Origin of the sequence: Chryseobacterium sp. KLBC 52, assembly GCF_003347605.1 — a bacterium.
Lineage (GTDB): Bacteria > Bacteroidota > Bacteroidia > Flavobacteriales > Weeksellaceae > Chryseobacterium.
Map to the genome: position 1 here is coordinate 202709 of NZ_QDFZ01000002.1, position 21095 is coordinate 223803.

General features: G+C 36.7%; 22 protein-coding genes. 14 read left to right on the top strand and 8 right to left on the bottom strand.

The genetic code is table 11. The annotated features are described in order from the left end of the window. Positions 1-115: 115 nt before the first annotated feature. Positions 116-2200: a TonB-dependent receptor domain-containing protein gene (locus tag DDF69_RS02520; protein WP_114819396.1), complete on the bottom strand. Its 2085-nt coding sequence runs from the start codon at positions 2198-2200 to the stop codon at positions 116-118. 165 nt (positions 2201-2365) lie between these two features. Here DDF69_RS02520 and DDF69_RS02525 point away from each other — a divergent pair, with 165 nt between their 5' ends. Together DDF69_RS02525 and DDF69_RS02530 are read left to right on the top strand one after the other, a co-directional pair. After that, on the top strand, positions 2366-3118 hold the full coding sequence (locus DDF69_RS02525) for a DUF3575 domain-containing protein (RefSeq protein ID WP_114819397.1): 753 nt from the start codon (positions 2366-2368) through the stop codon (positions 3116-3118). Between the two features lie 111 nt (positions 3119-3229). Further along, positions 3230-4522 carry an MFS transporter gene (locus DDF69_RS02530; RefSeq protein ID WP_114819398.1) on the top strand — a complete coding sequence of 431 codons (1293 nt, stop codon included), beginning with the start codon at positions 3230-3232 and terminating at the stop codon, positions 4520-4522. Positions 4523-4582: 60 nt separating this feature from the next. Here the strand turns inward: DDF69_RS02530 and DDF69_RS02535 are convergent, their stop codons facing one another. Beyond that, positions 4583-4798, bottom strand: a complete 216-nt coding sequence (locus tag DDF69_RS02535) for a hypothetical protein (RefSeq protein WP_034696179.1) — start codon at positions 4796-4798, stop codon at positions 4583-4585. 218 nt (positions 4799-5016) lie between these two features. On the opposite strand from DDF69_RS02535, the gene DDF69_RS02540 reads away from it, so the two are divergent. The 5 genes from DDF69_RS02540 to DDF69_RS02560 all read left to right on the top strand — a co-directional run bounded on the left by DDF69_RS02540 (position 5017) and on the right by DDF69_RS02560 (position 8425). Further along, positions 5017-5691: a DUF4919 domain-containing protein gene (locus DDF69_RS02540; protein WP_114819399.1), complete on the top strand. Its 675-nt coding sequence runs from the start codon at positions 5017-5019 to the stop codon at positions 5689-5691. A gap of 218 nt (positions 5692-5909) precedes the next feature. Further along, on the top strand, positions 5910-6761 hold the full coding sequence (locus DDF69_RS02545; RefSeq protein ID WP_114819400.1) for an alpha/beta fold hydrolase: 852 nt from the start codon (positions 5910-5912) through the stop codon (positions 6759-6761). Beyond that, entirely contained in the window at positions 6761-7231 is a 471-nt protein-coding gene (locus tag DDF69_RS02550; RefSeq protein WP_114819401.1) for an RNA polymerase sigma factor, read from the top strand. The genes DDF69_RS02545 and DDF69_RS02550 overlap by 1 nt, the downstream gene beginning before the upstream one ends. Next, on the top strand, positions 7221-7814 hold the full coding sequence (locus tag DDF69_RS02555; RefSeq protein WP_114819402.1) for a hypothetical protein: 594 nt from the start codon (positions 7221-7223) through the stop codon (positions 7812-7814). Before DDF69_RS02550 ends, DDF69_RS02555 begins: the two co-directional genes overlap by 11 nt. After that, positions 7811-8425 (top strand): class I SAM-dependent methyltransferase, encoded by a 615-nt coding sequence (locus DDF69_RS02560; RefSeq protein ID WP_114819403.1) that lies wholly within the window; start codon positions 7811-7813, stop codon positions 8423-8425. The genes DDF69_RS02555 and DDF69_RS02560 overlap by 4 nt, the downstream gene beginning before the upstream one ends. A 94-nt stretch (positions 8426-8519) precedes the next feature. Here DDF69_RS02560 and DDF69_RS02565 read toward each other — a convergent pair whose 3' ends face one another. From DDF69_RS02565 to truA, 3 genes are all read right to left on the bottom strand, one after another. Then, positions 8520-10277 carry an ABC transporter ATP-binding protein gene (locus DDF69_RS02565; protein ID WP_114819404.1) on the bottom strand — a complete coding sequence of 586 codons (1758 nt, stop codon included), beginning with the start codon at positions 10275-10277 and terminating at the stop codon, positions 8520-8522. Between the two features lie 215 nt (positions 10278-10492). Then, a complete protein-coding gene (locus DDF69_RS02570; RefSeq protein WP_114819405.1) occupies positions 10493-10834 on the bottom strand; it encodes a hypothetical protein in 342 nt (113 codons plus the stop codon). A 28-nt stretch (positions 10835-10862) separates the two neighbouring features. Further along, entirely contained in the window at positions 10863-11594 is a 732-nt protein-coding gene (gene truA / locus DDF69_RS02575; RefSeq protein ID WP_114819406.1) for a tRNA pseudouridine(38-40) synthase TruA, read from the bottom strand. Positions 11595-11702: 108 nt separating this feature from the next. Here truA and lpxK point away from each other — a divergent pair, with 108 nt between their 5' ends. The 6 genes from lpxK to DDF69_RS02605 all read left to right on the top strand — a co-directional run bounded on the left by lpxK (position 11703) and on the right by DDF69_RS02605 (position 17615). Next, on the top strand, positions 11703-12728 hold the full coding sequence (gene lpxK / locus DDF69_RS02580) for a tetraacyldisaccharide 4'-kinase (RefSeq protein WP_114819407.1): 1026 nt from the start codon (positions 11703-11705) through the stop codon (positions 12726-12728). Next, positions 12712-13527: a purine-nucleoside phosphorylase gene (locus tag DDF69_RS02585; protein ID WP_114819408.1), complete on the top strand. Its 816-nt coding sequence runs from the start codon at positions 12712-12714 to the stop codon at positions 13525-13527. The genes lpxK and DDF69_RS02585 overlap by 17 nt, the downstream gene beginning before the upstream one ends. Before the next feature lie 210 nt (positions 13528-13737). Beyond that, positions 13738-14253 (top strand): TlpA family protein disulfide reductase, encoded by a 516-nt coding sequence (locus DDF69_RS02590; protein ID WP_114819409.1) that lies wholly within the window; start codon positions 13738-13740, stop codon positions 14251-14253. Between the two features lie 89 nt (positions 14254-14342). Next, positions 14343-14798 (top strand): GNAT family N-acetyltransferase, encoded by a 456-nt coding sequence (locus DDF69_RS02595; RefSeq protein WP_114819410.1) that lies wholly within the window; start codon positions 14343-14345, stop codon positions 14796-14798. Positions 14799-15000: 202 nt separating this feature from the next. Continuing rightward, entirely contained in the window at positions 15001-16098 is a 1098-nt protein-coding gene (gene dinB, locus DDF69_RS02600) for a DNA polymerase IV (RefSeq protein WP_114819411.1), read from the top strand. 44 nt (positions 16099-16142) lie between these two features. Then, positions 16143-17615: an alpha-amylase gene (locus DDF69_RS02605; RefSeq protein WP_114819412.1), complete on the top strand. Its 1473-nt coding sequence runs from the start codon at positions 16143-16145 to the stop codon at positions 17613-17615. Between the two features lie 54 nt (positions 17616-17669). Here DDF69_RS02605 and DDF69_RS21990 read toward each other — a convergent pair whose 3' ends face one another. The 3 genes from DDF69_RS21990 to DDF69_RS02615 all read right to left on the bottom strand — a co-directional run bounded on the left by DDF69_RS21990 (position 17670) and on the right by DDF69_RS02615 (position 20552). Beyond that, on the bottom strand, positions 17670-17837 hold the full coding sequence (locus tag DDF69_RS21990) for a hypothetical protein (protein ID WP_162800860.1): 168 nt from the start codon (positions 17835-17837) through the stop codon (positions 17670-17672). 247 nt (positions 17838-18084) lie between these two features. After that, entirely contained in the window at positions 18085-19425 is a 1341-nt protein-coding gene (locus DDF69_RS02610) for a carboxylesterase family protein (RefSeq protein WP_185144307.1), read from the bottom strand. A 224-nt stretch (positions 19426-19649) separates the two neighbouring features. Beyond that, entirely contained in the window at positions 19650-20552 is a 903-nt protein-coding gene (locus DDF69_RS02615) for a helix-turn-helix domain-containing protein (RefSeq protein ID WP_114819413.1), read from the bottom strand. Positions 20553-20683: 131 nt separating this feature from the next. Here DDF69_RS02615 and DDF69_RS02620 point away from each other — a divergent pair, with 131 nt between their 5' ends. After that, positions 20684-21088, top strand: a complete 405-nt coding sequence (locus tag DDF69_RS02620; RefSeq protein WP_114819414.1) for a cupin domain-containing protein — start codon at positions 20684-20686, stop codon at positions 21086-21088. Positions 21089-21095: the final 7 nt, after the last annotated feature.

The window sequence follows — 21095 nt, forward strand, 5'->3', positions numbered from 1 at the left end:
AAGAATAAATAGAGTTTAATTTATTCTATTTTTTAATAAATAAAATCTTCAATGATCATCCGGAGGATATAAACTCCCATCCTCCAGCTTCCCTCTTCCCACCTAGAACCAACGCTTAAAAAGTTGCTGCAGGAGCAGTTTCGTTATTAAGTTTCCGCTGAATTTCTGTCTTTTTCCCTTTCGAGAAATCATAACTCAGCCCTAATACAAACATGGACTTATTGTTCATAATCTGTGTATGAACTTTATAATCTACCAGGCTTTCCGGTAAACTTTTCGTTTTATATTCTGAAGGCATTCCTATCCAGTACATTCCTGTGGAAAATGTCCAGTTTTTATGTTTATAGCTTACAAAAATATTATTCTGATTTTCATTCGTATTAAGGAATGCGCCATTGAGACTATATACAGGAATATTGAACTGATACTGAACGGAAAAAGATTTGTATTCTGAAGAAAGCGAGAAATAATTTCCTAAATAATCATTCTTAATCAAAGCACCTGTACTTGTTTTTACTGTTTCGGAAGTAGGAGTGATCACAGCTTTTATGACCAATAAACTGCTGCCAAAAGGTTTATAGGAACCGGTAAGCTGTACTCCATATCGCTGTCCGTTTTTTCCATTTTCATAAGTCAGTGCATATCCATTCAATACCTCATCCTGAACATAATACTGGTTGATCACCCTGTTGGTATACCGGTAAAATAATCCTGCATTAAAATCAAAATACTTATTATTAAAAGAATAGGTCAGGTTATTAGAAAAGACCTGTTGGGATTTTAAAAAAGGATTTCCCCGTTGAACAATATTAGGAGCCAATTGCACCACATTACTACTTAAAGCGTTACTCCAGGGACTTACCGGATTATAACTTGCTGTGAAGCGAAGGTTCTGATTTCCTTTGATCTGATAAGCTAAAATAACCTTTGGAGTAAAAGTCCATTCATCAAAAGTAGTTTCTGCACTTTTGTTGTGAATATTGGTAAGACCAGCTCCAATACGATAACTGAATTTAGCCATTTTCCCAGCAAATTCAGTGTAAAAATACTGTTCCAGATAATTGACACTGTACTGCGAATATCCGGTAAGATTATTCAGATCATTGGAAATAGAAGACCTTGAAATACGGTATCCGGATGAAAGCTTTCCTGCTGTAAAATCATGGGTGTGTGCCAACTCTCCCACCAGACTCGTCTGCTTTGCTTTCAATACCATATCATTATCATATACCGATAGTCCTGAACCTACAATCCATTCTTTGGCCGTTTCTGTAGTATTGGTAGTATAATGAGAGCCTACAACATTAATGCTCAACTCATCTTTTTCTCCAATCTTTTTAGAATAATAAAGATCCAGCTTAGGGATCACATAATCTGAACCATTATTTTTGAACATATTGTGCTCTTCCTTCAGATTATCCTCAGTAAAAACACTTTGTCCTACTCCTTTTGAAAACCTGCTGAAAATATCCATATTCAGTTTAGCCTGAAAAGCGTAGTCATCAGGAACAAGTCTGGTAAAACGCAGAGCAATATTCTGAAAAGTATATCCGAAATGATCTTTACGGTTTTCATCAGACCGGTAATGTTTTCCATTAAGCTCATAGTCATAGATACTATTGACCCTTCTGTCATTATAATCTCTAAGATTCAGGGAATATTCAAGTCCGAAATTATTCTTTCCTTTTGTATAATCTGCGTAGGCAGAACCATTCACAAATCCAGTATTCAAAGCTGCGGAAACATCAGCTCCGAAAACATACCCTGTTTCTGTAGACCTTGTCAGGATATTCACTATCGTATCTGCCCTCGTTGCCCATCTTGCTGGTGGAATATCATAGTATTCTACTTTCACAACTTCACTGGGAGCCACACTTCGGATCTGCATATCGGTAGCTTCAATGCCGTTGATAAGAAATAGCGTAGTTCCTCCTTTCGTACTGGTAATGGTATTGGCTACCGGATCCAGTTGTAATTCCGGAAGAGTACGAAGCAGATCTTTTGCATATCTTGCTTTCTCCAGAGCTTCTTTATCAAAGGTATAAACTGCTTTGTCTGCAAACTGTTTTTTACGCTGGGATTTCAGAATAACTTCCTGAATCTCTTTAATGGCTGCTGCATCAACTGTATCATTTTTCTTCTCCTGCGAAAACATAAAGACACCGCAAAGAAAGAAGAGGGTATATATAGTTTTTTTCATGGCTTAAGATGAATTATACTATTAGGACAGTCAATTACTGGCGAATATTACATTTATCATTGCAAACAATTAAATAATGAACGTTATCTTTCTTTATATTTTACTTATTATGTTAAGTTCAGCCCGTTTTTTGCTCGTATTTTTTACATCACAAAATATTGAGTCATGAAAAAAGCAGTCCTATTAACTCCGTGCTTCCTGTTTTGTGTTCTGGGAGCTCAGGAAATTCAAAACAGCCCGGCAGAGAAGATGAATATTATCAAGACCAATGTCACGGCTTATGCATTCAGAAATATTAATCTGTCCTATGAAAGAGCTATCAACCAATGGTTTTCTGTGAATATTGGCTTTGGGACAATGACAGAAGGAAAAGTACCTTTTATCAATGCTTTTCTGAAAGATGAAGATGAAAAAAGATTCCAGAATCTGAGAGTAAAAGCTACTAATTTCACTATAGAGCCAAGATTTTATATTGGGCATGGCTATGGAAAAGGTTTCTATTTTGCACCTTATTACCGCTACTCAAGTGTCACTTCCAATACTTTTGATTTTTATTACGATTATAACGGTCCTGACGGAAATAATTATCAAATTCCGATTAGAGGCCAGGGAGATACCAATGGAAACAGTGGCGGTGTGATGGTTGGAGTACAGTTCTTTCTGACCAGAAGCCAGAATCTTGTATTGGATTTCTGGATCGCAGGAGCCCACTATGGAAGTGGAAAAGGAGATTTTACGATGTCCTCAGATTATGTACTCACACCAGATATGCAGGCACAGCTTAAAAAGGAAATTGAAAACCTGGATATTCCTTTTGTAAAGTATACGGTAGAAACCAATGCCAATGGAGCGAGAATAAAAGTAGATGGTCCATGGGCAGGTTTCAGAAGCGGGCTTTCGCTTGGATATAGATTTTAAAGAATCATCTTTATACGACTCAACCGCTCTTTTCCGGAGCGGTTTGCTTTTTTCTGAAATTTGTATCTTGGATGCCATTATTAAAAAAACTTTTCAGGAAAATAACATTGTATGAACTCAACGGCTATCACCACAGGTCAAAGAATCAAAGCCATTATAGGCGGATCTATCGGAAATCTTGTTGAATGGTATGACTGGTATGCATATGCAGCCTTTGCCATTTATTTCTCCCATTCATTTTTCCCGGATTCTGATCTGAATGCACAACTGATGAATACCGCGGGAATATTTGCCGTAGGTTTTCTTATGCGTCCTATCGGTGGATGGCTGTTCGGAAGTATTGCAGACAAAATCGGACGAAAAAAAGCAATGACGCTTTCTGTTTTATTGATGTCTTTTGGCTCTTTACTGATCGCCCTTACTCCTACCTATCAGTCTATAGGAATTTTAGCACCGTTATTACTTTTGCTGGCAAGATTGCTTCAGGGATTAAGTGTGGGAGGCGAATATGGAGTTTCCGCAACTTACCTCAGCGAAATGGCAACTCAGGACAAAAGGGGATTTTATTCAAGTTTTCAATATGTCACTTTGATTGGCGGGCAGCTTATAGCGTTGGGAATTCAGCTCATTTTACAAAAACTATTGCTCACTGAAGCTCAGCTGGAGGAATGGGGCTGGAGAATACCTTTTGTAATTGGAGCACTCCTTTCTATTATTGCATTATATCTTCGGGCTAATCTTCACGAAACAGAAGCTTTTGAAAATAAAAAAGAAGTCAGTGAAAAGAAAAAAGGAACAGTGAAAGAGCTTCTGAAACACCCAAAAGCTCTGCTTACCGTTGTGGGATTGACTTTAGGAGGAACACTTGCATTTTATACCTACACAACGTACATGCAGAAATTCCTGGTGAATACGGTACATCTTACCAAGGAAGAATCTACTTTAGTTTCTTTCATTTCGTTATTTATTTTTGCCTGCCTTCAACCTGTATTTGGTGGATTATCTGACAAGATCGGAAGAAGACCGCTTCTTTTAGGTTTTGGTATTCTGGGAACTTTGTGTACCGTTCCGCTTCTTACAGCACTGAGTACAACTACGTCCATTTGGACTGCATTTTTCCTGATTATGGCAGCGTTAATTATCGTCAGCGGATACACTTCCATTAATGCCGTGGTAAAAGCCGAGCTTTTCCCTTCCGAAATCAGGGCGCTTGGTGTAGGTTTACCTTATGCTATTACCGTTGCAGTATTTGGAGGAACTGCGGAATATATTGCGCTTTGGTTTAAAAAGATAGGATCTGAAGAATATTTTTATTGGTACATTACCGGTTGTATTCTTTTTTCTCTGATTGTTTATGCTGGAATGAAAGACACCAGGAAAACTTCTGCACTGGACAAAGACTAATATCAGAAGTAATATAAAAAAACGAGCGCCGCAGATTTTCTGCGGCGCTTGTTCTATTTTTTAATGATAGGCCTGTTTAAATTTTTCAATCATACTATCCAGATTATGACGCTGGACGTATATACTTTTTACCTCTTCATACCTCGGTGATTTGTAGAAAACCTCGTGGAAATCCATACTACCGTTTCCTACTTTTACAACTTTCTGTACTTCGATATTCAACTTTCTTAATTCATCTTTGAAGACTTTAAATTCATCTTGGATACTACTGCTCATTAATATTTATAGTTTTTTAGTTAAAAATTCCATTCACCCCTTCAAATGTCATGGGTAACCTCTTAAATTCCGAATAAAGTTAGTAAATTTATTGACATAAAGTAATACTTTGATAATATTTTATTATTTTTTTTACAAATAGTAAGTCGATAATATCCGATTGATGCATATTTCGTATTTTTAACCTCACAAAAAATTGTAACAACCTTACACAAACCATGAATATTAAAGCATTTTTCTCTTTATTTTTCTTAGCCCTGCTTACTTTCCTGCATGGTCAGAAAATGGAATTCAAAGCACCGGATTATGTGGAAATTCAAAAAAATATTGAGAATAAAAATTCAGAATTCTATTATCCGAAACTTTTAAAGAGGTTAAAACAGAACGATACGCTTCTTACCAGCAATCAATACCGTCATCTTTATTTCGGATATACCTTCCAGAAAGACTATCAGCCTTACAAAATGGGAAAGAAGTCTGAAGAAGTTGCCAAATATTATCGTGGAGAAGGTATCTCACAAAAAGATCTTTCCAAGGGAATCCAGTTATTTCTTGGCGCATTGGATGAAAATCCGCTGGATTTGCGTGCTATGAATTATCTTGCCTATCTGTATCATTTAAACGATGATGACGCCACTGCTGAAAAAATTGCAGGAAATTTCCACGGATTATTAAATGCCATTCTTACTTCGGGTGATGGATTAACCTGTGAAACAGGCTTTCACGTGATTGCTGTAACAGATGAGTATGTCCTTTTGAACAGGTTTCAAATGGAAACAAAATCACAAAGTCTGAAAGGAAAATGTGATTACCAGGAATTTGAAAAGGATAAATACAAAGTTCCGGGATTTTATTTTGACATCAGCAGATTCTATGGAAGGATATTAGATTAATAATTTTCTGATATTGTATTCATTATTTCATCCCGTTTTTACTTTTCAAAAATAACCGTTATCAATTTTTATAAAAATAAATTTCATATGATTTTACCCTAAACAAAAGGGTGTGGAAGGAGGAGAAATATTTTTTTCAAAAAAAAGATTAAATCTTGTGTAACATTTTTTTAAGGTTCGTCTCTAAAAGACAAATAAACTTTAAAACTTTAGAAATCATGAAAAAATTCACATTCCTTTTGATCATCATGTTATTTTTTTTAGCGGTATGCAATATATTCGGGCAACAAACAACTTATCCGTTTGAAGTAAAGAAAACGGGAAAAGGAAATCAATCCTTACTATTCATTCCGGGGTTTGCTTCTTCAGGAGATGTATGGAACGAAACCACGGCAAAGTTTGAAAAAGATTTCACCTGCTATACTTTAACAATGGCTGGATTTGCAGGAGCAAAACCACAGGCAGATGCCAGCTTTAAAGACTGGGAAAAAGAAATAGCGGCTTACATCAAAAATAATAATATTGAAAAACCTATTCTTATCGGACATAGTATGGGTGGCGGTCTTGCCCTAGCTATTGCAGCCGACTATCCTGAACTTGTCGGTAAAATTATCATTGTAGATACTCTGCCCTGCCTGGCAGCCTTATCCGATCCTAATTTTACTTCTAAAGAAAACAATGATTGTTCGGCTACTATAACTCAGTTAACAGCAATGAATGATGAGCAGTTCCGAAAAATGCAGGCCCAGGCTATGCCACGTCTCTTAGCAGATCCTTCGATGCAGGAAACCGTAATCAATTGGAGTATGAAATCTGACCGAAAAACATTTGCTAAAATGTACTGTGATTTTTATAATACCGACCTCCGAGAAAAAATAAAAAACATCCAGTGCCCTTCCCTCATCCTTCTGGAATCCTTTTTTGTTAACCTTAAACCCACTATTGAAGGGCAGTACAAAAATTTAAAGAATGCCAATATGCAGTATGCTTCAAAAGGACTACACTTCATTATGTACGATGATAAGGATTGGTATTTTAACCAACTTAATAACTTTTTATCTGCGAAATAATGGCTTTTGAAGAGATATACGAACTCTACTGGCAAAGGATATTCCGTTTATGTATGGGATATGTGAATGATACTGATATTGCTCAGGATCTTGCTCAGGAAACATTTATCATTGTCTGGCAGCAGCTCCCGAAATTCAGGAATGAATCCAGTGTAGGAACATGGATTTTCAGAATAGCTTCTAATAACTGCCTCCGACAGATTGAAAAGGAAAAGAAATTTGCCAAAACAGATTTACCCATCAATCTGGAAGAAAAAAAACAGGAATCTATGGAACCTCAGATTCAAATGCTCTATCAGTTTATTTCAGAATTGCCTGAAACAGACAGAATCATTATTTCGTTGGAACTGGAAGAGATAAAACAGGCTGAAATAGCTCATATCGTAGGACTTTCAGAGTCTAATATCAGAGTAAAGATTCACAGGATAAAAGAAAAACTAACGCAAAAGTTTAAAGACAATGGATACTAATATCGATTTCAAAAATATATGGAAGCAGCAAACTTCCAACAAACCCAATCTGGAAGAACTGCTCGGAAAACTGAAAAAATTCAGAAACCAGAACCTTCGCAGACTGATTCTCGCCAACGTGGCTTTAATCACCACCTCCATATTAATTGCTTTTATCTGGTACATTTACCAGCCTCAGATGATCACTACAAAAATTGGAATTGTACTTGTTATTCTGGCTATGGTCATCTTTCTTCTGGCCTATAATAAAATGTTTATGGTATTTTATAAGATTGATCAAACCCAGTCGAACAGTGAATATCTTCAAAGTTTATACGTGGTAAAAAGCAAGCAGAAATTAATGGAGACAACCATACTCAATCTGTATTTTATGATGCTCTTTCTGGGAATTTGTTTGTATATGTATGAATACACTTCCAGAATGACTCTTGGTGCAGGAATTCTGACCTATGCTATAACATGTGCATGGATCGCTTTCAACTGGTTTTATCTGAGACCACGAACCATAAAGAAACAACAGGAAAAACTTAACGAATTAATTAATAAATTTGAGGAAATCAATAATCAATTAAAAGAATCATGATTTCTTCTGACAACAAAAACCACTGGGAAAATGTATATGAAACCAAAAATCCAGATCAGGTAAGCTGGACCCAGAAAAAACCTCAGACTTCCCTTGATTTTATACATTCTTCCGGATTGGGAAAAAATGCCAGCATCATTGATATTGGTGGTGGAGACAGCAACCTTGTTGATTTTCTTCTTGAAGAAGGTTATGAAAATATTACAGTACTTGATATTTCTGCCAAAGCCCTGGAAAAGGCACAGGAAAGACTTGGAGATGCAGCCGGTAAAGTAAAATGGATTGCGACAGACATTACAGCTTTCGCACCTGCAGAAACCTATGACATCTGGCATGACAGAGCTGCCTTTCATTTCCTCACCACCCCGGAACAGGTTTCAAAATACATCGATATCGCAGAAAAGAAGGTGAACCATTTTATGATTGTCGGAACTTTTTCGAAAAACGGTCCTACGAAATGCAGTGGATTGGATATTCAGCAGTATGATGAAGAATCATTATCCGAAAAATTTGAAAAAAGTTTTAAAAAAGTAAACTGTATAACTGAAGATCACACCACTCCTTTTGACACGGTTCAAAATTTTGTATTCTGCAGTTTTAAAAAGCAGTAATGAATTGTATGTAGTTAATTAAATATAAAAAAAGAGAGTCATTTCTGGCTCTCTTTTTTGTTTATCTCATTTCAAGGGAATGGTTTCTCTCTGATTACGATTCTTTTTCTTCTTCCATTTCCACTTCATGGCGAAGCTGGGCTTTGTAAAGCGTGGCATAATATCCGTTCTTATCCAGAAGTTCAAGGTGTTTTCCTTCTTCTACAATTTTACCATGCTCCATTACAATAATCTTATCTGCTTTTTCAATGGTAGAAAGTCTATGGGCAATAATAATAGAAGTTCTGTTTTTGGTAATTTTCTCTGTAGCTCTCTGAATCAGCTTTTCACTTTCATGATCAATGGAAGACGTAGCTTCATCCAGAATTAAAATTTTAGGATCTGATAAATAGGCTCTCAGGAAAGACAACAGCTGTCTCTGTCCTAAAGAAATAGATGAACCTCTCTCGCTCACTACATAATCGTATCCGCCAGGAAGCTGCTGAATGAAATCATCCACTTCAATTTCTCTGGCTCCTGCTTTTATTTTCTCCAGGGTAATACTGTCATCTCCAAAAGCAAGATTTTCAAAAATACTTCCGTGGAACAGGAACACATCCTGCAATACTACCCCGATATGACTTCTGAGATTATAAAGCTCATAATCTTTTAAATCCACATCATCAATCAGTATATTTCCGGAGTTGATATCATATAATCTTGTAATCAAACTGATAATGGTAGATTTTCCAGCACCTGTTGCTCCTACAATCGCTACGGTTTCTCCCGGGTTTACTTTGAAATCAATGCCTTTCAGCACTTCCTGCTTTTCATCATATGCAAAGTGCACTTTCCGGAATTCAATTTTCCCGGCAAAATGATCTTTCTTCACGGTTCCGTTATTCGGCATTGAGTTTTCTTCATCCATCAATCCCAATACTCTTTCTGCTCCTACAATTCCTCGCTGGATATTGTTGAAACGGTCTGCAATCTGTCTCAAAGGACGGATCAGCATTGAAATATACTGGATAAAGGCAATTACCACTCCGGCACTGATCGTAATATATCCTCCATAGAAAAGGATAAAACCGATGAATAGTGAAGAAATAAGTTCTACTACAGGAAAGAACAGGGAGAAAATAAATACAGTTCTCAGCAATGCTCCCTTCAGCGTAATATTAATATCATCAAATTTCTTGAACTCAGATTCCTGTCTGTTGAAGACCTGAATGATCGACATCCCTGCCAGTCTTTCCTGAACAAAAGAGTTTTGATTGGCCGTCCAGTTTCTTTCATCTCCGAAAGCTTTTTTCAGTCTTTTCTGGAAAAATCTTGTAATAACTACCATTAAAGGTAAAATAGCCAGCGTAATATAACTCAGGTGAACATTGGTACTGAACATCATCACCAGGACAAACAGAATTCTCAGGATATCCCCGAATACCATCAGGAAACCGTCTGTATATACCGTGGCAATGGTTTCCACATCTCCTACGGCACGCGTCACCAGCTGCCCGATAGGCGTTTTGTCAAAAAATGAAGTTTTGAAATAAATCAGTTTAGCATATAAACGCTCTCTGATATCCCTGATCACATTCTGGGAGATGAAATTTGAAAAATAAACCAGGAAAAAGTTTAATATCGTTTCAGCAAACACCAATCCCACAAGGATGTAGATGTGTTTCATCATCAAAGCTTTATCATGCAGCTTTGTAATGTCATTATCCACCACCTGCATCGTAAGATAAGGCCTGTAAGTAGAAACGATGGAAAGGAATATGGAAATGATAAGGGTAAGGATGAACCAAGAACGAAATTTCATTCCGATAAAGAACAGCCTTTTTATAATTCCCCAGGTATCTTGTTTTTTCATTGTACGAATCGAAAGAAAGAATTAAAATAAAATTCTATGCAAAAATAAGACATTATAACCGGACTGCCTTTACAACTTTTGCAAATCGTCATAGAAAATATCAGATACCTACCATTTACAATATGAATATATTAAGCATCATTTTGTATCCAATCCGCTACATATTCTGCTTTGTTTCCTGGTTTCTGACTGCTGGAATAGAAACGATATAACACTTACTGATCAATAGTCTTCCCGATCTCCTCGATTTCGATGGTTTTTGCCGGTCTTTCTTTTATAAACTTATTTTCAAGGAGTTTATAAACTCCCCAAACGGCAACAATAGAGATGAGCCAACCTACGATATTCACTCCGGAAAATCCTGTGTAATTTACATGATCTACGGATTCAGGGTCTGTTACGCTCAAATACACTCCGTAACCCATACCCAGCACAATCTGGGTTCCCAGATAAATTCCGATGGCCAAAACACCGTATTGCCATTTTGTTTTTCCAAATCTTTCTGCCAGCTGCGCATAATATCGGTAGGCACCGATAAGAATAAAAATTGATAACATGATTATTATTTTGTTTTTAGTTTTTTATTTAAAATTCATACCCTACATCTACCAGATACAGCCCGTGTCCCGGCGCTGAGGTACCTGCTGCATTGCGGTTTTTGTCTTCAATTACTTTCCGAAGATCTTCCGGTTTCAGTTTTCCCGTTCCTATTTCTACCATTGTTCCAACAATAGCACGAACCATATTCCTGAGAAAACGATTGGCAGAAACGGTAAATTTCAATTCCGCTCCGTTCTGCTCCCATTCTGCTTTATAAATTTTGCAGATATTGGTTTTGTTGTCTGTTTTTAACTTGGCAAAACTGGTGAAATCTTCATATTCAAAAAGAATCTTACAGGCTTCATTCATGGCATTGATATCCAGACCTCTTTTCCAGTGCTGCCATGCAGATTCCTGAGTAAAAGGATTTTTTTCCAGTGAGATAAAATATTCGTAGGTTCTATACGTGGCATCAAAACGGGCATGAAAATCATCTTTTACCGGAAAAATTTTTTTAATGGAAATATCGGGAGGAAGAAAACTGTTCAGTCTTCGTACAAGCTGATCATCCAATTCTTTTTCCGTATCAAAATGGGCAAATATTTTTTTAGCATGAACCCCTGTATCTGTTCTTCCTGCACCTGTAGTTTTAATCTCTTCGCGCAAAATGGTAGACAGCGCTTTTTCCAGTTCTTCCTGTACAGAAATAGCATCCGGCTGTATCTGGTAGCCGAAATAATTCTTTCCGTTGTAAGAAAATTCAATAAAGTATCTCAATGTATTGTAATAACTCCACAAAAATACTTTAATTTAACGAAATATTTGTTGAAAAGTCTTCGAGAATATTACATCAATGCTTATTAAAATTCCTATTTTTGCAATCGTATGAAAAGATGGTACCTTTATCCTTTTTCCCTCGGTTATCATTTGGTAACGGGTATCCGGAACACAATGTATGATCTGGGAGTTTTTAAGTCGACAAAATTCAAGACACCGATAATCAATGTCGGAAACCTTTCTGTGGGCGGAAGCGGGAAGTCACCCATGGTGATGTATCTTGCTCAATTCTTATCCAAACATTACAGAACCGGAGTCCTTTCACGGGGTTACGGAAGGCTTACCAAAGGCTATGAAGTAACAAATTACGAAAGCAACTACAAAATGGTGGGTGACGAAGCGATGCAGCTTTTTGAACGTTTTAAAAACCGTTTCGTAATTGCCGTTTCCGAAGAACGTGTTCCCGGAGCCAAAAAAGTAATTGACGATATGGATCTTGAAGTTCTGGTACTGGATGACGCCATGCAGCACAGAGCCATCAAAGCAGGATTCAATATTATGATGACTGATTTTAATGATCCATTTTTCAAGGATTACCTTCTTCCTGCCGGAGATCTGAGAGAATCTAGAGCAGGATATAAAAGAGCCAATATCATCATGGTCAGCAAATGTCCTGATGAATTGACAGAGGAAACCAAAAGGTATTATATTTCAAGAATAAGACCTTCTTACGGACAGAAAGTATTCTTTTCATCCATCGGCTATGACGAAAATGTATACGGAAAAGATAAAATGCTTCCGGATAATAACCTGAATTATTATGATATTTTACTGATCACCGGAATTGCCAATCCTAAACCGCTTCTGGAACATCTGGCCAAATTCTCAAAAAGGGTGAAACATTTAAAATTCAGAGATCATCATAATTTCACGGATGATGATATAAAAAAAATCCTTGCCGAATACAAAAAATTAGGAGAATATAAACTGATATTAACCACAGAGAAAGACTATGTACGTCTGAAAACTTTTGACTATCTTAGAGAAATTGTTTACTACTGGCCTATCAATGTACTTATTGATAAGAAAGAAGAATTCAATCAAATCATCTTAGATTATGTTAGAAAAAATTAAAGAGACTGCAGATTTTATTAAAAATATTATTCAGGAAACCCCTGATTTTGCAGTTGTTTTAGGATCCGGACTTGGTAAATTACAAAATGAAGTAGAACCGATCCATGTGTTAGAGTACAAAGACATTCCTCATTTTCCACAAACTACAGTAGCCGGACATACCGGAAAACTGATTTACGGAATCCTGGAAGGAAAAAAAGTACTGATGATGAGCGGACGTTTCCATTATTATGAAGGACATTCGATGGAAACGGTGACTTTCCCCATAAGAGTTTTTCATTTGCTGGGAATTCAAAACCTTATTCTTTCCAATGCCTGTGGTGGTGTAAACCCGGCTTACAGCGTTGCAGATATTGTTATTCTGAAAGATCATATCAACATGATGCCTGAGCATCCTTTACGCGGAAAAAATATTGATGAGCTTGGACCACGTTTTGTGGATATGAGCGAGCCTTACAACAAAAAAATGATTGCCACTGCGGAACAGGCAGCTGCAGATCACCAGATTAAAATCCATCAGGGAGTTTACGTAGCATTACAAGGACCAACTTTTGAAACTCCGGCAGAATATGGCATGATTAAAGCCATTGGCGGTGATATGGTAGGAATGAGTACTGTTCCGGAAGTCATTGTTGCCAGACATATGGGAATGGATGTTTTCTGTATTTCTGTCATCACAGATCTTGGCGGACCGGACGTCGCTTTTGCCGTTTCTCACGAAGAAGTTCTGAATGCAGCCAACAAAGCAATGCCCAATGTAATTGCCGTTGTAAAAGGCTTGATTAAAAACTATCAGTAAAATAGCATAGCTCAATATTACAACTGAAGACGTAACATTCCCCTCCTGTGGGGGTGGAAAAAATTCAAAGAATTTTTGACAGGTGGTTTACCCGTTCCCACTCTCCTCACCCATAGAATCCATCAATATCATAAATTTTTACTAATTCCCAAGAAATCAATCCCAGATTGCCATTCATTGTTTAGATTTGTACCCATGAAATTGTACGAGATGAGAAAGTTGATATTATTATTGATGATGGGTATTTTTGGGATAAGTTATTCACAAAAAGTCCCTGCGATCCTGAAAACAGGATTTTCAAAAGAAGCTTTGCAGCAGAAACTAGAAGATGAAAATGGAAAAACCGTTACCATCCAGCAGATTCTGAATCAGCATAAAGGAAAAGTTTTAGTGATTGATTTCTGGGCCGGATGGTGCAGAGACTGTTTAAATGCTCTTCCAAAAGCTAAAGAATTAGAAGAAAATAACAAGAATATTGATTTTGTATTTCTATCATTAGACCGTTCAAAAGAAGGGTTTGAAAAAAGTCTTGAAAGATTTGATATGAAAGACAAAGAAAATTATTGGTTTTCCACAGGCTGGAAGAATGATTTTAATAATTATGTAGACCTTAACTGGATCCCAAGATATATGGTAATTGATCAGAAATCTTCTATTGCAAAATATTACGCAATATCTCCCGAAGATCCTGAACTTCAGCAAACCATAGACAAGCTTTTAAAATAACTGTCAGTTATTTTAATCCGAAAAACCAACAAAACTCATTGGAAACATTAAATTTTCAGTGAGTTTTAAAATTTTATACAAAGACCACCATGATCACAAGAGAAGCCACAGAGCAGGATTTAGCAATCCTTTTAGAATTTGAACAGGGAGTTGTTACTGCCGAAAGACCGTTCAACAGTACATTGATTGAAGGAGAGATTCATTATTATGATTTAAAACATCTGATACAATCTCCGGAAGCAACCGTAATTGTCGCCGAAGAAAATAACGAAATCATTGCTTCAGGATACGCTCTGATTAAAAAAGCAGCAAAAGATTATTATCAGTTTAAAGAATATGCCTATCTGGGTTTTATGTATGTAAAGCCGGAGCACAGAGGAAAAGGAATTAATAAAGTGATTACTGATGAACTGATTTCCTGGTCAAAATCAAGGGGAATCAATGAGGTAAGACTTGATGTCTACGCTCAAAATGAATCTGCCATAAAAGCTTATGAAAAAGCAGGTTTTGAATCTCATCTTCTTACCATGAGACTGAAGGCTTAAAAGGCGGAAGAAAGAAGATGGGAGATGGAAGTAATCTTAGTACGTTGAATAATCTGTTATTTTTTTTTAATTAATTTTCAATAAACAGGTCATCAATTTCCATATCATACTTATTAACTTCCGGCCTCCTGCTACAAACTTTTATAAAAACTTACCTTCTACAAAAAATTTACCGCCAATAAAGGAATCCATATCTTTGTATATGGATTTTTCTTTGCCTCTTCGTAAAATTATTCATGTGGACATGGATGCATTCTATGCTTCTGTGGAGCAGCATGATAATCCTACGTTGAAAGGCAAGCCCATAGCCGTAGGCGGACAGCATCGTGGTGTAGTGGCAGCTGCAAGCTATGAAGCTAGAAAATTTGGTGTTCGTTCTGCAATGCCCAGTAAAACAGCTAAAGAAAAGTGTCCACAGCTTATTTTTGTTCCTCCCCGATTTACCCGATATAAAGAGATCTCGAAAAAGATCCGGGAAATTTTCTATGAATATACGGACCTGGTAGAACCTCTGTCTCTGGATGAAGCCTATCTGGATGTCACCGAAAACAAAAAAGGAATGGAATCTGCCAACCTCATTGCCAAAGAAATCCGTCAGAAAATCTTTGAACAAACCGGCTTAACGGCTTCAGCAGGAATTTCCGTCAACAAATTTTTAGCTAAAGTAGCTTCCGATATTAATAAACCGAATGGTCAGAAAACCATTCATCCTGATAAAATGGAGCATTTTCTGGAAGAGCTGCCTGTAGAAAAATTTTACGGTGTTGGAAAGGTTACGGCTAACAAAATGTTTAGTTTGGGAATTTATAAAGGAAAAGATTTAAAAAAGAGATCACTTGAAGATCTGATAAGACTTTTTGGAAAATCCGGTCAGCACTATTATAATGTGGTACGTGGAATTCATACTTCTGAAGTAAAACCGCACCGTATTCAGAAAAGTGTGGCCGTGGAAAGAACTTTTTTTGAAGACCTTTTGGATGAACAGCAGATCAATGAAAAACTGGAAAGCCTTGCTGAGGAAATTCATCAGAGATTACAGAAAAATAATATTCTCGGAAGGACTTTAACATTAAAAATAAAATATAAAGATTTTTCTCTGTTCACAAGAAGCATTACGAAAGAGGATTATTTTTCATCGCCGGAACAGTATTATACTACCGGAAAAAAACTTTGGGAACTCCGACCTTTTGATAAAGCTGTCCGCCTGCTCGGATTATCTCTCTCCCACCTGAATACGGAAGAAAAAAAACAGGTTTCGGTTCAACTAAAAATCCCGTTTGAGGAATTCGGAAATGAATAAATCATATTTTTTCGCTACCTTGTATCTACCAAATCAGCAAATTTATGAACCCAACTATGATCCAGTTTTTCCACTGGTATTCTGAAGGAGATGGAAAATTGTGGAAAGAAGCCGAAAAACAGGCAAGAAACTTAGCAAAACTTGGAATTACTTCTGTATGGTTTCCTCCTGCCTATAAAGGGACAAATGGCGGCTATTCCATCGGTTATGATGCCTACGACCTGTATGATCTCGGAGAATTTGATCAAAAAGGAACTACTCCTACCAAATACGGTACTAAAAACGATTATACAAAAGCCATCAAAGCCTTAAAAAAACAAAATATACAGGTTATTGTAGATATTGTTCTCGGACATAAAGCCGGAGGTGATGAGCTGGAAAAATTCAACGTCGTAAAAGTAGATGAGGAAAACAGAGAAAAAGTAATTTCCGATGTGATCGAAATAGAATCTTATACAAAATTTACCTTTCCGGGAAGAGGAAAAAAATATTCTGATTTTGAATGGAATTTCACTTGTTTCAGTGGGGTAGATTATGCTGAAGGAATGGATTCCCATATCTTTAAAATTCAATCAGAATACGGAAACGACTGGGAAGAAATGATTGATGATGAAAAAGGAAACTATGATTACCTGATGTATAATGATATTGAGCACCGGAATCCTTTTGTACGGGAGGAGCTCAACACCTGGGCAAAATGGTATTTTGATCAGACCGATTTTGATGGAGTAAGACTGGATGCGTTAAAACATATTTCTTTTGATTTCTACAAAGAATGGCTTACACTCCTCCGTTCCAATTCAGGAAAAGATATTTTCGCCGTTGGAGAATACTGGGCCCCGGGATACCTCCACCTTCTTCAAAAATATATTGAGGTCACAGAAGGCTGTATGAGTCTTTTCGACAGTTCTTTACAGAATAATTTTCATACTGCTTCCAGGGAAGGAGGCTCTTATGATCTCCGAAGAATTTTTGATGAAACTCTTACTCAGGCAGACCCTATGCATTCTGTCAGTTTGGTTGCTAATCATGACACTCAGCCATTACAGGATCTTGAAGCTCCCGTGGAACCTTGGTTCAAGCCTATTGCCTATGCCCTTATTTTATTGAGAAAAGACGGTTATCCCTGTGTATTTTACCCGGATCTTTATGGCGCTCATTATGTGGATAAAGATAGAGAAGGCAATGATCAGGAAATATTTATGCCCAAAGTAGACGGTATTGAAGAACTGTTAAAAGCGAGAAAAGAACATGCATATGGTGATCAGCATGATTATTTCGAAGATGCCAACTGTCTCGGCTGGGTACGTACGGGAGATGATGAGCATTCAGGATGTGTAGTAGTTTTAAGTAATAAAGATGCTTACAATAAACCTATGGAAGTGGGAACACTTTACGCTGGGAAAAAATTTAAAGATATTTTGAAACGATTCAAAGAGAAAGTAATGATTGATGAAAACGGATGGGGAGATTTTCCTGCTCCGGCGGGAAATGTGAGTGTCTGGATTCCTGAATAAGATTAATTTATCAGAAACCCTTGTCAAGGTTTGAAACCTTGACAAGGGTATATTTTAGCAGTAAATATATCGGCAATTCCAAACATCTATAGCCCATTCACAACATTGTCCATCTTCATTGGAAGTGCAGCATACTTTACCCCAATTTAAATCTCCTGCTTTTAAACTTTTTAATTCCTGACGGTTCAATTTTTTTACTTTGATTTCTTTGTTTGTTTTCATAATTATTATTTTTTAGGATTTAGTTATTAAATATACATTAAAAATTACAATTATGAATAAACATTTAACACCAACTACTTGGTTTAGTATATACAATTTTCATTATTAAAGATAAATATTGAGAATATGATGAACCACCCCGCCAAAAATTTTTCGAATTTTTGATACCCCTCCAAAGGATGGGAATGTTTACGTCTTCAGTTGGATTTCGGTTAAGATTAGAGATTTCCTAAAGTTGGATTTATTATTACATCTTACGCAGTTCCAAAATTTCCGGTCTTTCGGAGGTGTCAGATATTTTTCCGGTACGGGCAAATTCAGCCCAGAGTGCTCTTAACTTTTTGCCATTCTCATGAATACGGCTCCAGGGAATATCTTTCAGCAATTCGGAAGATTTCCAGGCTGATTCATTCCCGAAAATTAAAGGAAGATCTATACAATGCGGTGCTCCGATATGATTGTCTTTCAGTTTTGAATGAATTCTGAAGAGATAAACATTTCCACCGGCGTCCGCCAGATTCCGGGCAAACTGTATTGCCGGATTTCCGTAGATCAATGCTGTAGTTTTTTCCACCGTTTTATCCATAATTCTTAAACCGAATCCCTTTCCGAAATATTTATTTAAAGCCTCGGAAGTTTTGAGATAAAAAGCCGTTTCATCATTATTTAAACCAATCAGGACATCGTACTTCTGAGCATTTTTTTTCCACATTTCCACAGAATCTTCTTCCTTACACAAAGGAAAATATCCGTATTGAGTTCCGAAAGGCATCGCAGCTTTCAAACCATATTTTATTACAGAAGGCACAAATGCTTTGTACTCATCCATCATTTTTAAAACGTCGGTTTCATCTTTCAAAAATTCTGTTTTTTTCAGGAATTCTGCCGACATCTTCTGTCTTTTATGACGTAATCCCAAAGGAGCACTCTGGATAATCAAGCGCTGGAACAAACCCTCCACTTCTTCTGATATCATTAAATGGGCAATAGCATCACCTCCTGAAGACTGCCCGAGAAGGGTAATGTTATTGTCATCACCTCCCAGATCTGCAATATTGTTTTTGATCCACTTTAAGGCTTCGATAATATCTAACAGGCCTAAATTGGCAGGCCTTTTTTCATCACCACCTAAAAAACCAAACAATCCTAAACGATATGAAACACTCACAACGATAATATGCTGTTCTTTCACCCATTCAGCAGGATCGGCAGTAGTCAGATCGCCACAGCCTATTTCATGGGAACCTCCGTGAATCCAAACGACAACAGGGAGTTTTTTATTTTCATATATTATTTCCGGGCGAGTTATGGAAAGGTATTGAGTAGCTTCATCAGGTTCGAAACTTTCAACAGGTGTTGCTCCAATCATTTTTTCAACAAGCGGACTTAGAGCCTGCGGACAGACCGGAGTTTTTTCCGGAGAAATAAGTATGGAAGATAAAGAAGTTTCTACCGCAACGGGTTTTTTAAATCTTTCAGAATGGGCATACCGGATACTTCTGGCTTTGATAATTCCATTTTCTTTTAAGGCTAAAATTTTTCCGAAACGGGTTTCGAAAATAATAGTGTGCTGCTGATTTGGTGTCATCTTTAAAACTGTGAAAACTTTTCTCTTTAAATTTAATTATTTAAACACAAATTCCACAAATATGAACACAAATGTTCACAAATCATGATAGTGCCTTTTGTGAAAAAATTAGTGTGATTCGTGTTGAAAAAATCTAAACACTAATTTCACAAATATGAACACAAATATCCACCAATCATCATAGTGTTATTCGTGAAAAAATTAGTGTAATTCGTGTTAAAAAACTAGTTAAGGATTTTATATTCACTCGGAGAAATACCCACCTTCGTTTTGAACAATCTTGTAAAATGCTGTGGATATTTAAAGCCCAGATCATAGGAGATTTCGCTGATTGTTTTTGCCTGATCCAGAATCTGCTCTTTGGCAATATCAATTAGCTTATTGTGGATAAATTCCTGTGCGGAAATTCCCAGTTCTTTTTTGATAAGATCTCCAAAATAATTGGCAGATAAATTCAGTTTTTCTGCAAAATAATTGACCATTGGGAAACCTATATTCTTTGGATTTTCAGATTTTAAATAGTCATCTACCAGATTTTCAAATTTCCCGATGACTCCCTGGTTGATATGATCTCTTGTAATAAACTGGCGGTCATAAAAACGCATACAGTAGTTTAGAAAAAGCTCAATATTATTAACAATTAAAGATTTGCTGTGTTTATCAATAGCCTGCTCCAGTTCCAGTTTAATATTTTTAAAACAATCCAGCACTACTTCCCTTTCTTTTTCTGATAGATGGAGCGCTTCATGTACGTCATAAGAGAAGAAGGAATAATCTTTCATATTCTTCCCTAAGTTGGTTCCCTTGATTAAATCCGGATGGAAAATTAAAGCAAAACCTGCAGGCTGAACAAATCTGTCTTTATTATAAATTCCATAGGTCTGCCCGGGAGCAATAAAAACCAGTGTTCCTTCCTGATAATCGTAGCTGTGTTTTCCATATTGCATGTCTCCACACATGACGTCTTTCAGAAAAACGGTATAAAATCCAAATTTTCTTCTGTACTGACAGATAGGATCAGACTTGGAAAAATCAATGATACTTACCAGCGGATGCAGGGTTTCATGATTCGCCATTTTATTATATTCTGAGACCGTGTTATAGATTTCAACCTCCTGATTTTCCATGAAGTATATTTTTATTGCTATTCAAAATTACCACTTTCATTTGTAACTTAAATGATGTCTGTAAAATTGGTAAGTAATTCGGTAATCTGTATAAGTTGGGTTTAAATGAAAGTTTCGACTTTTGTACCGTTATGGAAACTTTTAATACCAACATTTTTCCGAAAGGAGAAAAAGCTCCTTCAGATTACTTCTCCGGAGGAACAGCTTGGGTTCATATTCTGAAACCCAATGAAGACAACCTGAACTGCCAGATCGGAAATGTGATTTTCGAACCCGGATGCAGAAATAACTGGCACTCTCATGGAGGCGGACAAATTTTAATCGTAACTTCAGGAAAAGGGTATTATCAGGAAAAAGGAAAACCTGTTCAGATTTTAAATTCTGGAGACGTTGTCAATATTCCTCCTGATGTCATCCATTGGCATGGAGCTGCTCCGGACAGTGAGTTTACCCATATTGCCATTAATCCTAATACACAAAATGGAATTGTAAAATGGCTGGAGCCTGTAACAGACCAAGAATATAATAATGTATAACCCTAAA

Bases quoted from the DNA above. Each gene is read 5' to 3' on its own strand.
- DDF69_RS02520 (WP_114819396.1), bottom strand. From the start codon at position 2,200: ATGAAAAAAACTATATATACCCTCTTCTTTCTTTGCGGTGTCTTTATG.
- DDF69_RS02525 (WP_114819397.1), top strand. From the start codon at position 2,366: ATGAAAAAAGCAGTCCTATTAACTCCGTGCTTCCTGTTTTGTGTTCTG.
- DDF69_RS02530 (WP_114819398.1), top strand. From the start codon at position 3,230: ATGAACTCAACGGCTATCACCACAGGTCAAAGAATCAAAGCCATTATA.
- DDF69_RS02535 (WP_034696179.1), bottom strand. From the start codon at position 4,798: ATGAGCAGTAGTATCCAAGATGAATTTAAAGTCTTCAAAGATGAATTA.
- DDF69_RS02540 (WP_114819399.1), top strand. From the start codon at position 5,017: ATGAATATTAAAGCATTTTTCTCTTTATTTTTCTTAGCCCTGCTTACT.
- DDF69_RS02545 (WP_114819400.1), top strand. From the start codon at position 5,910: ATGAAAAAATTCACATTCCTTTTGATCATCATGTTATTTTTTTTAGCG.
- DDF69_RS02550 (WP_114819401.1), top strand. From the start codon at position 6,761: ATGGCTTTTGAAGAGATATACGAACTCTACTGGCAAAGGATATTCCGT.
- DDF69_RS02555 (WP_114819402.1), top strand. From the start codon at position 7,221: ATGGATACTAATATCGATTTCAAAAATATATGGAAGCAGCAAACTTCC.
- DDF69_RS02560 (WP_114819403.1), top strand. From the start codon at position 7,811: ATGATTTCTTCTGACAACAAAAACCACTGGGAAAATGTATATGAAACC.
- DDF69_RS02565 (WP_114819404.1), bottom strand. From the start codon at position 10,277: ATGAAAAAACAAGATACCTGGGGAATTATAAAAAGGCTGTTCTTTATC.
- DDF69_RS02570 (WP_114819405.1), bottom strand. From the start codon at position 10,834: ATGTTATCAATTTTTATTCTTATCGGTGCCTACCGATATTATGCGCAG.
- lpxK (WP_114819407.1), top strand. From the start codon at position 11,703: ATGAAAAGATGGTACCTTTATCCTTTTTCCCTCGGTTATCATTTGGTA.
- DDF69_RS02585 (WP_114819408.1), top strand. From the start codon at position 12,712: ATGTTAGAAAAAATTAAAGAGACTGCAGATTTTATTAAAAATATTATT.
- DDF69_RS02590 (WP_114819409.1), top strand. From the start codon at position 13,738: ATGAGAAAGTTGATATTATTATTGATGATGGGTATTTTTGGGATAAGT.
- DDF69_RS02595 (WP_114819410.1), top strand. From the start codon at position 14,343: ATGATCACAAGAGAAGCCACAGAGCAGGATTTAGCAATCCTTTTAGAA.
- dinB (WP_114819411.1), top strand. From the start codon at position 15,001: ATGGATTTTTCTTTGCCTCTTCGTAAAATTATTCATGTGGACATGGAT.
- DDF69_RS02605 (WP_114819412.1), top strand. From the start codon at position 16,143: ATGAACCCAACTATGATCCAGTTTTTCCACTGGTATTCTGAAGGAGAT.
- DDF69_RS21990 (WP_162800860.1), bottom strand. From the start codon at position 17,837: ATGAAAACAAACAAAGAAATCAAAGTAAAAAAATTGAACCGTCAGGAA.
- DDF69_RS02610 (WP_185144307.1), bottom strand. From the start codon at position 19,425: ATGACACCAAATCAGCAGCACACTATTATTTTCGAAACCCGTTTCGGA.
- DDF69_RS02615 (WP_114819413.1), bottom strand. From the start codon at position 20,552: ATGGAAAATCAGGAGGTTGAAATCTATAACACGGTCTCAGAATATAAT.
- DDF69_RS02620 (WP_114819414.1), top strand. From the start codon at position 20,684: ATGGAAACTTTTAATACCAACATTTTTCCGAAAGGAGAAAAAGCTCCT.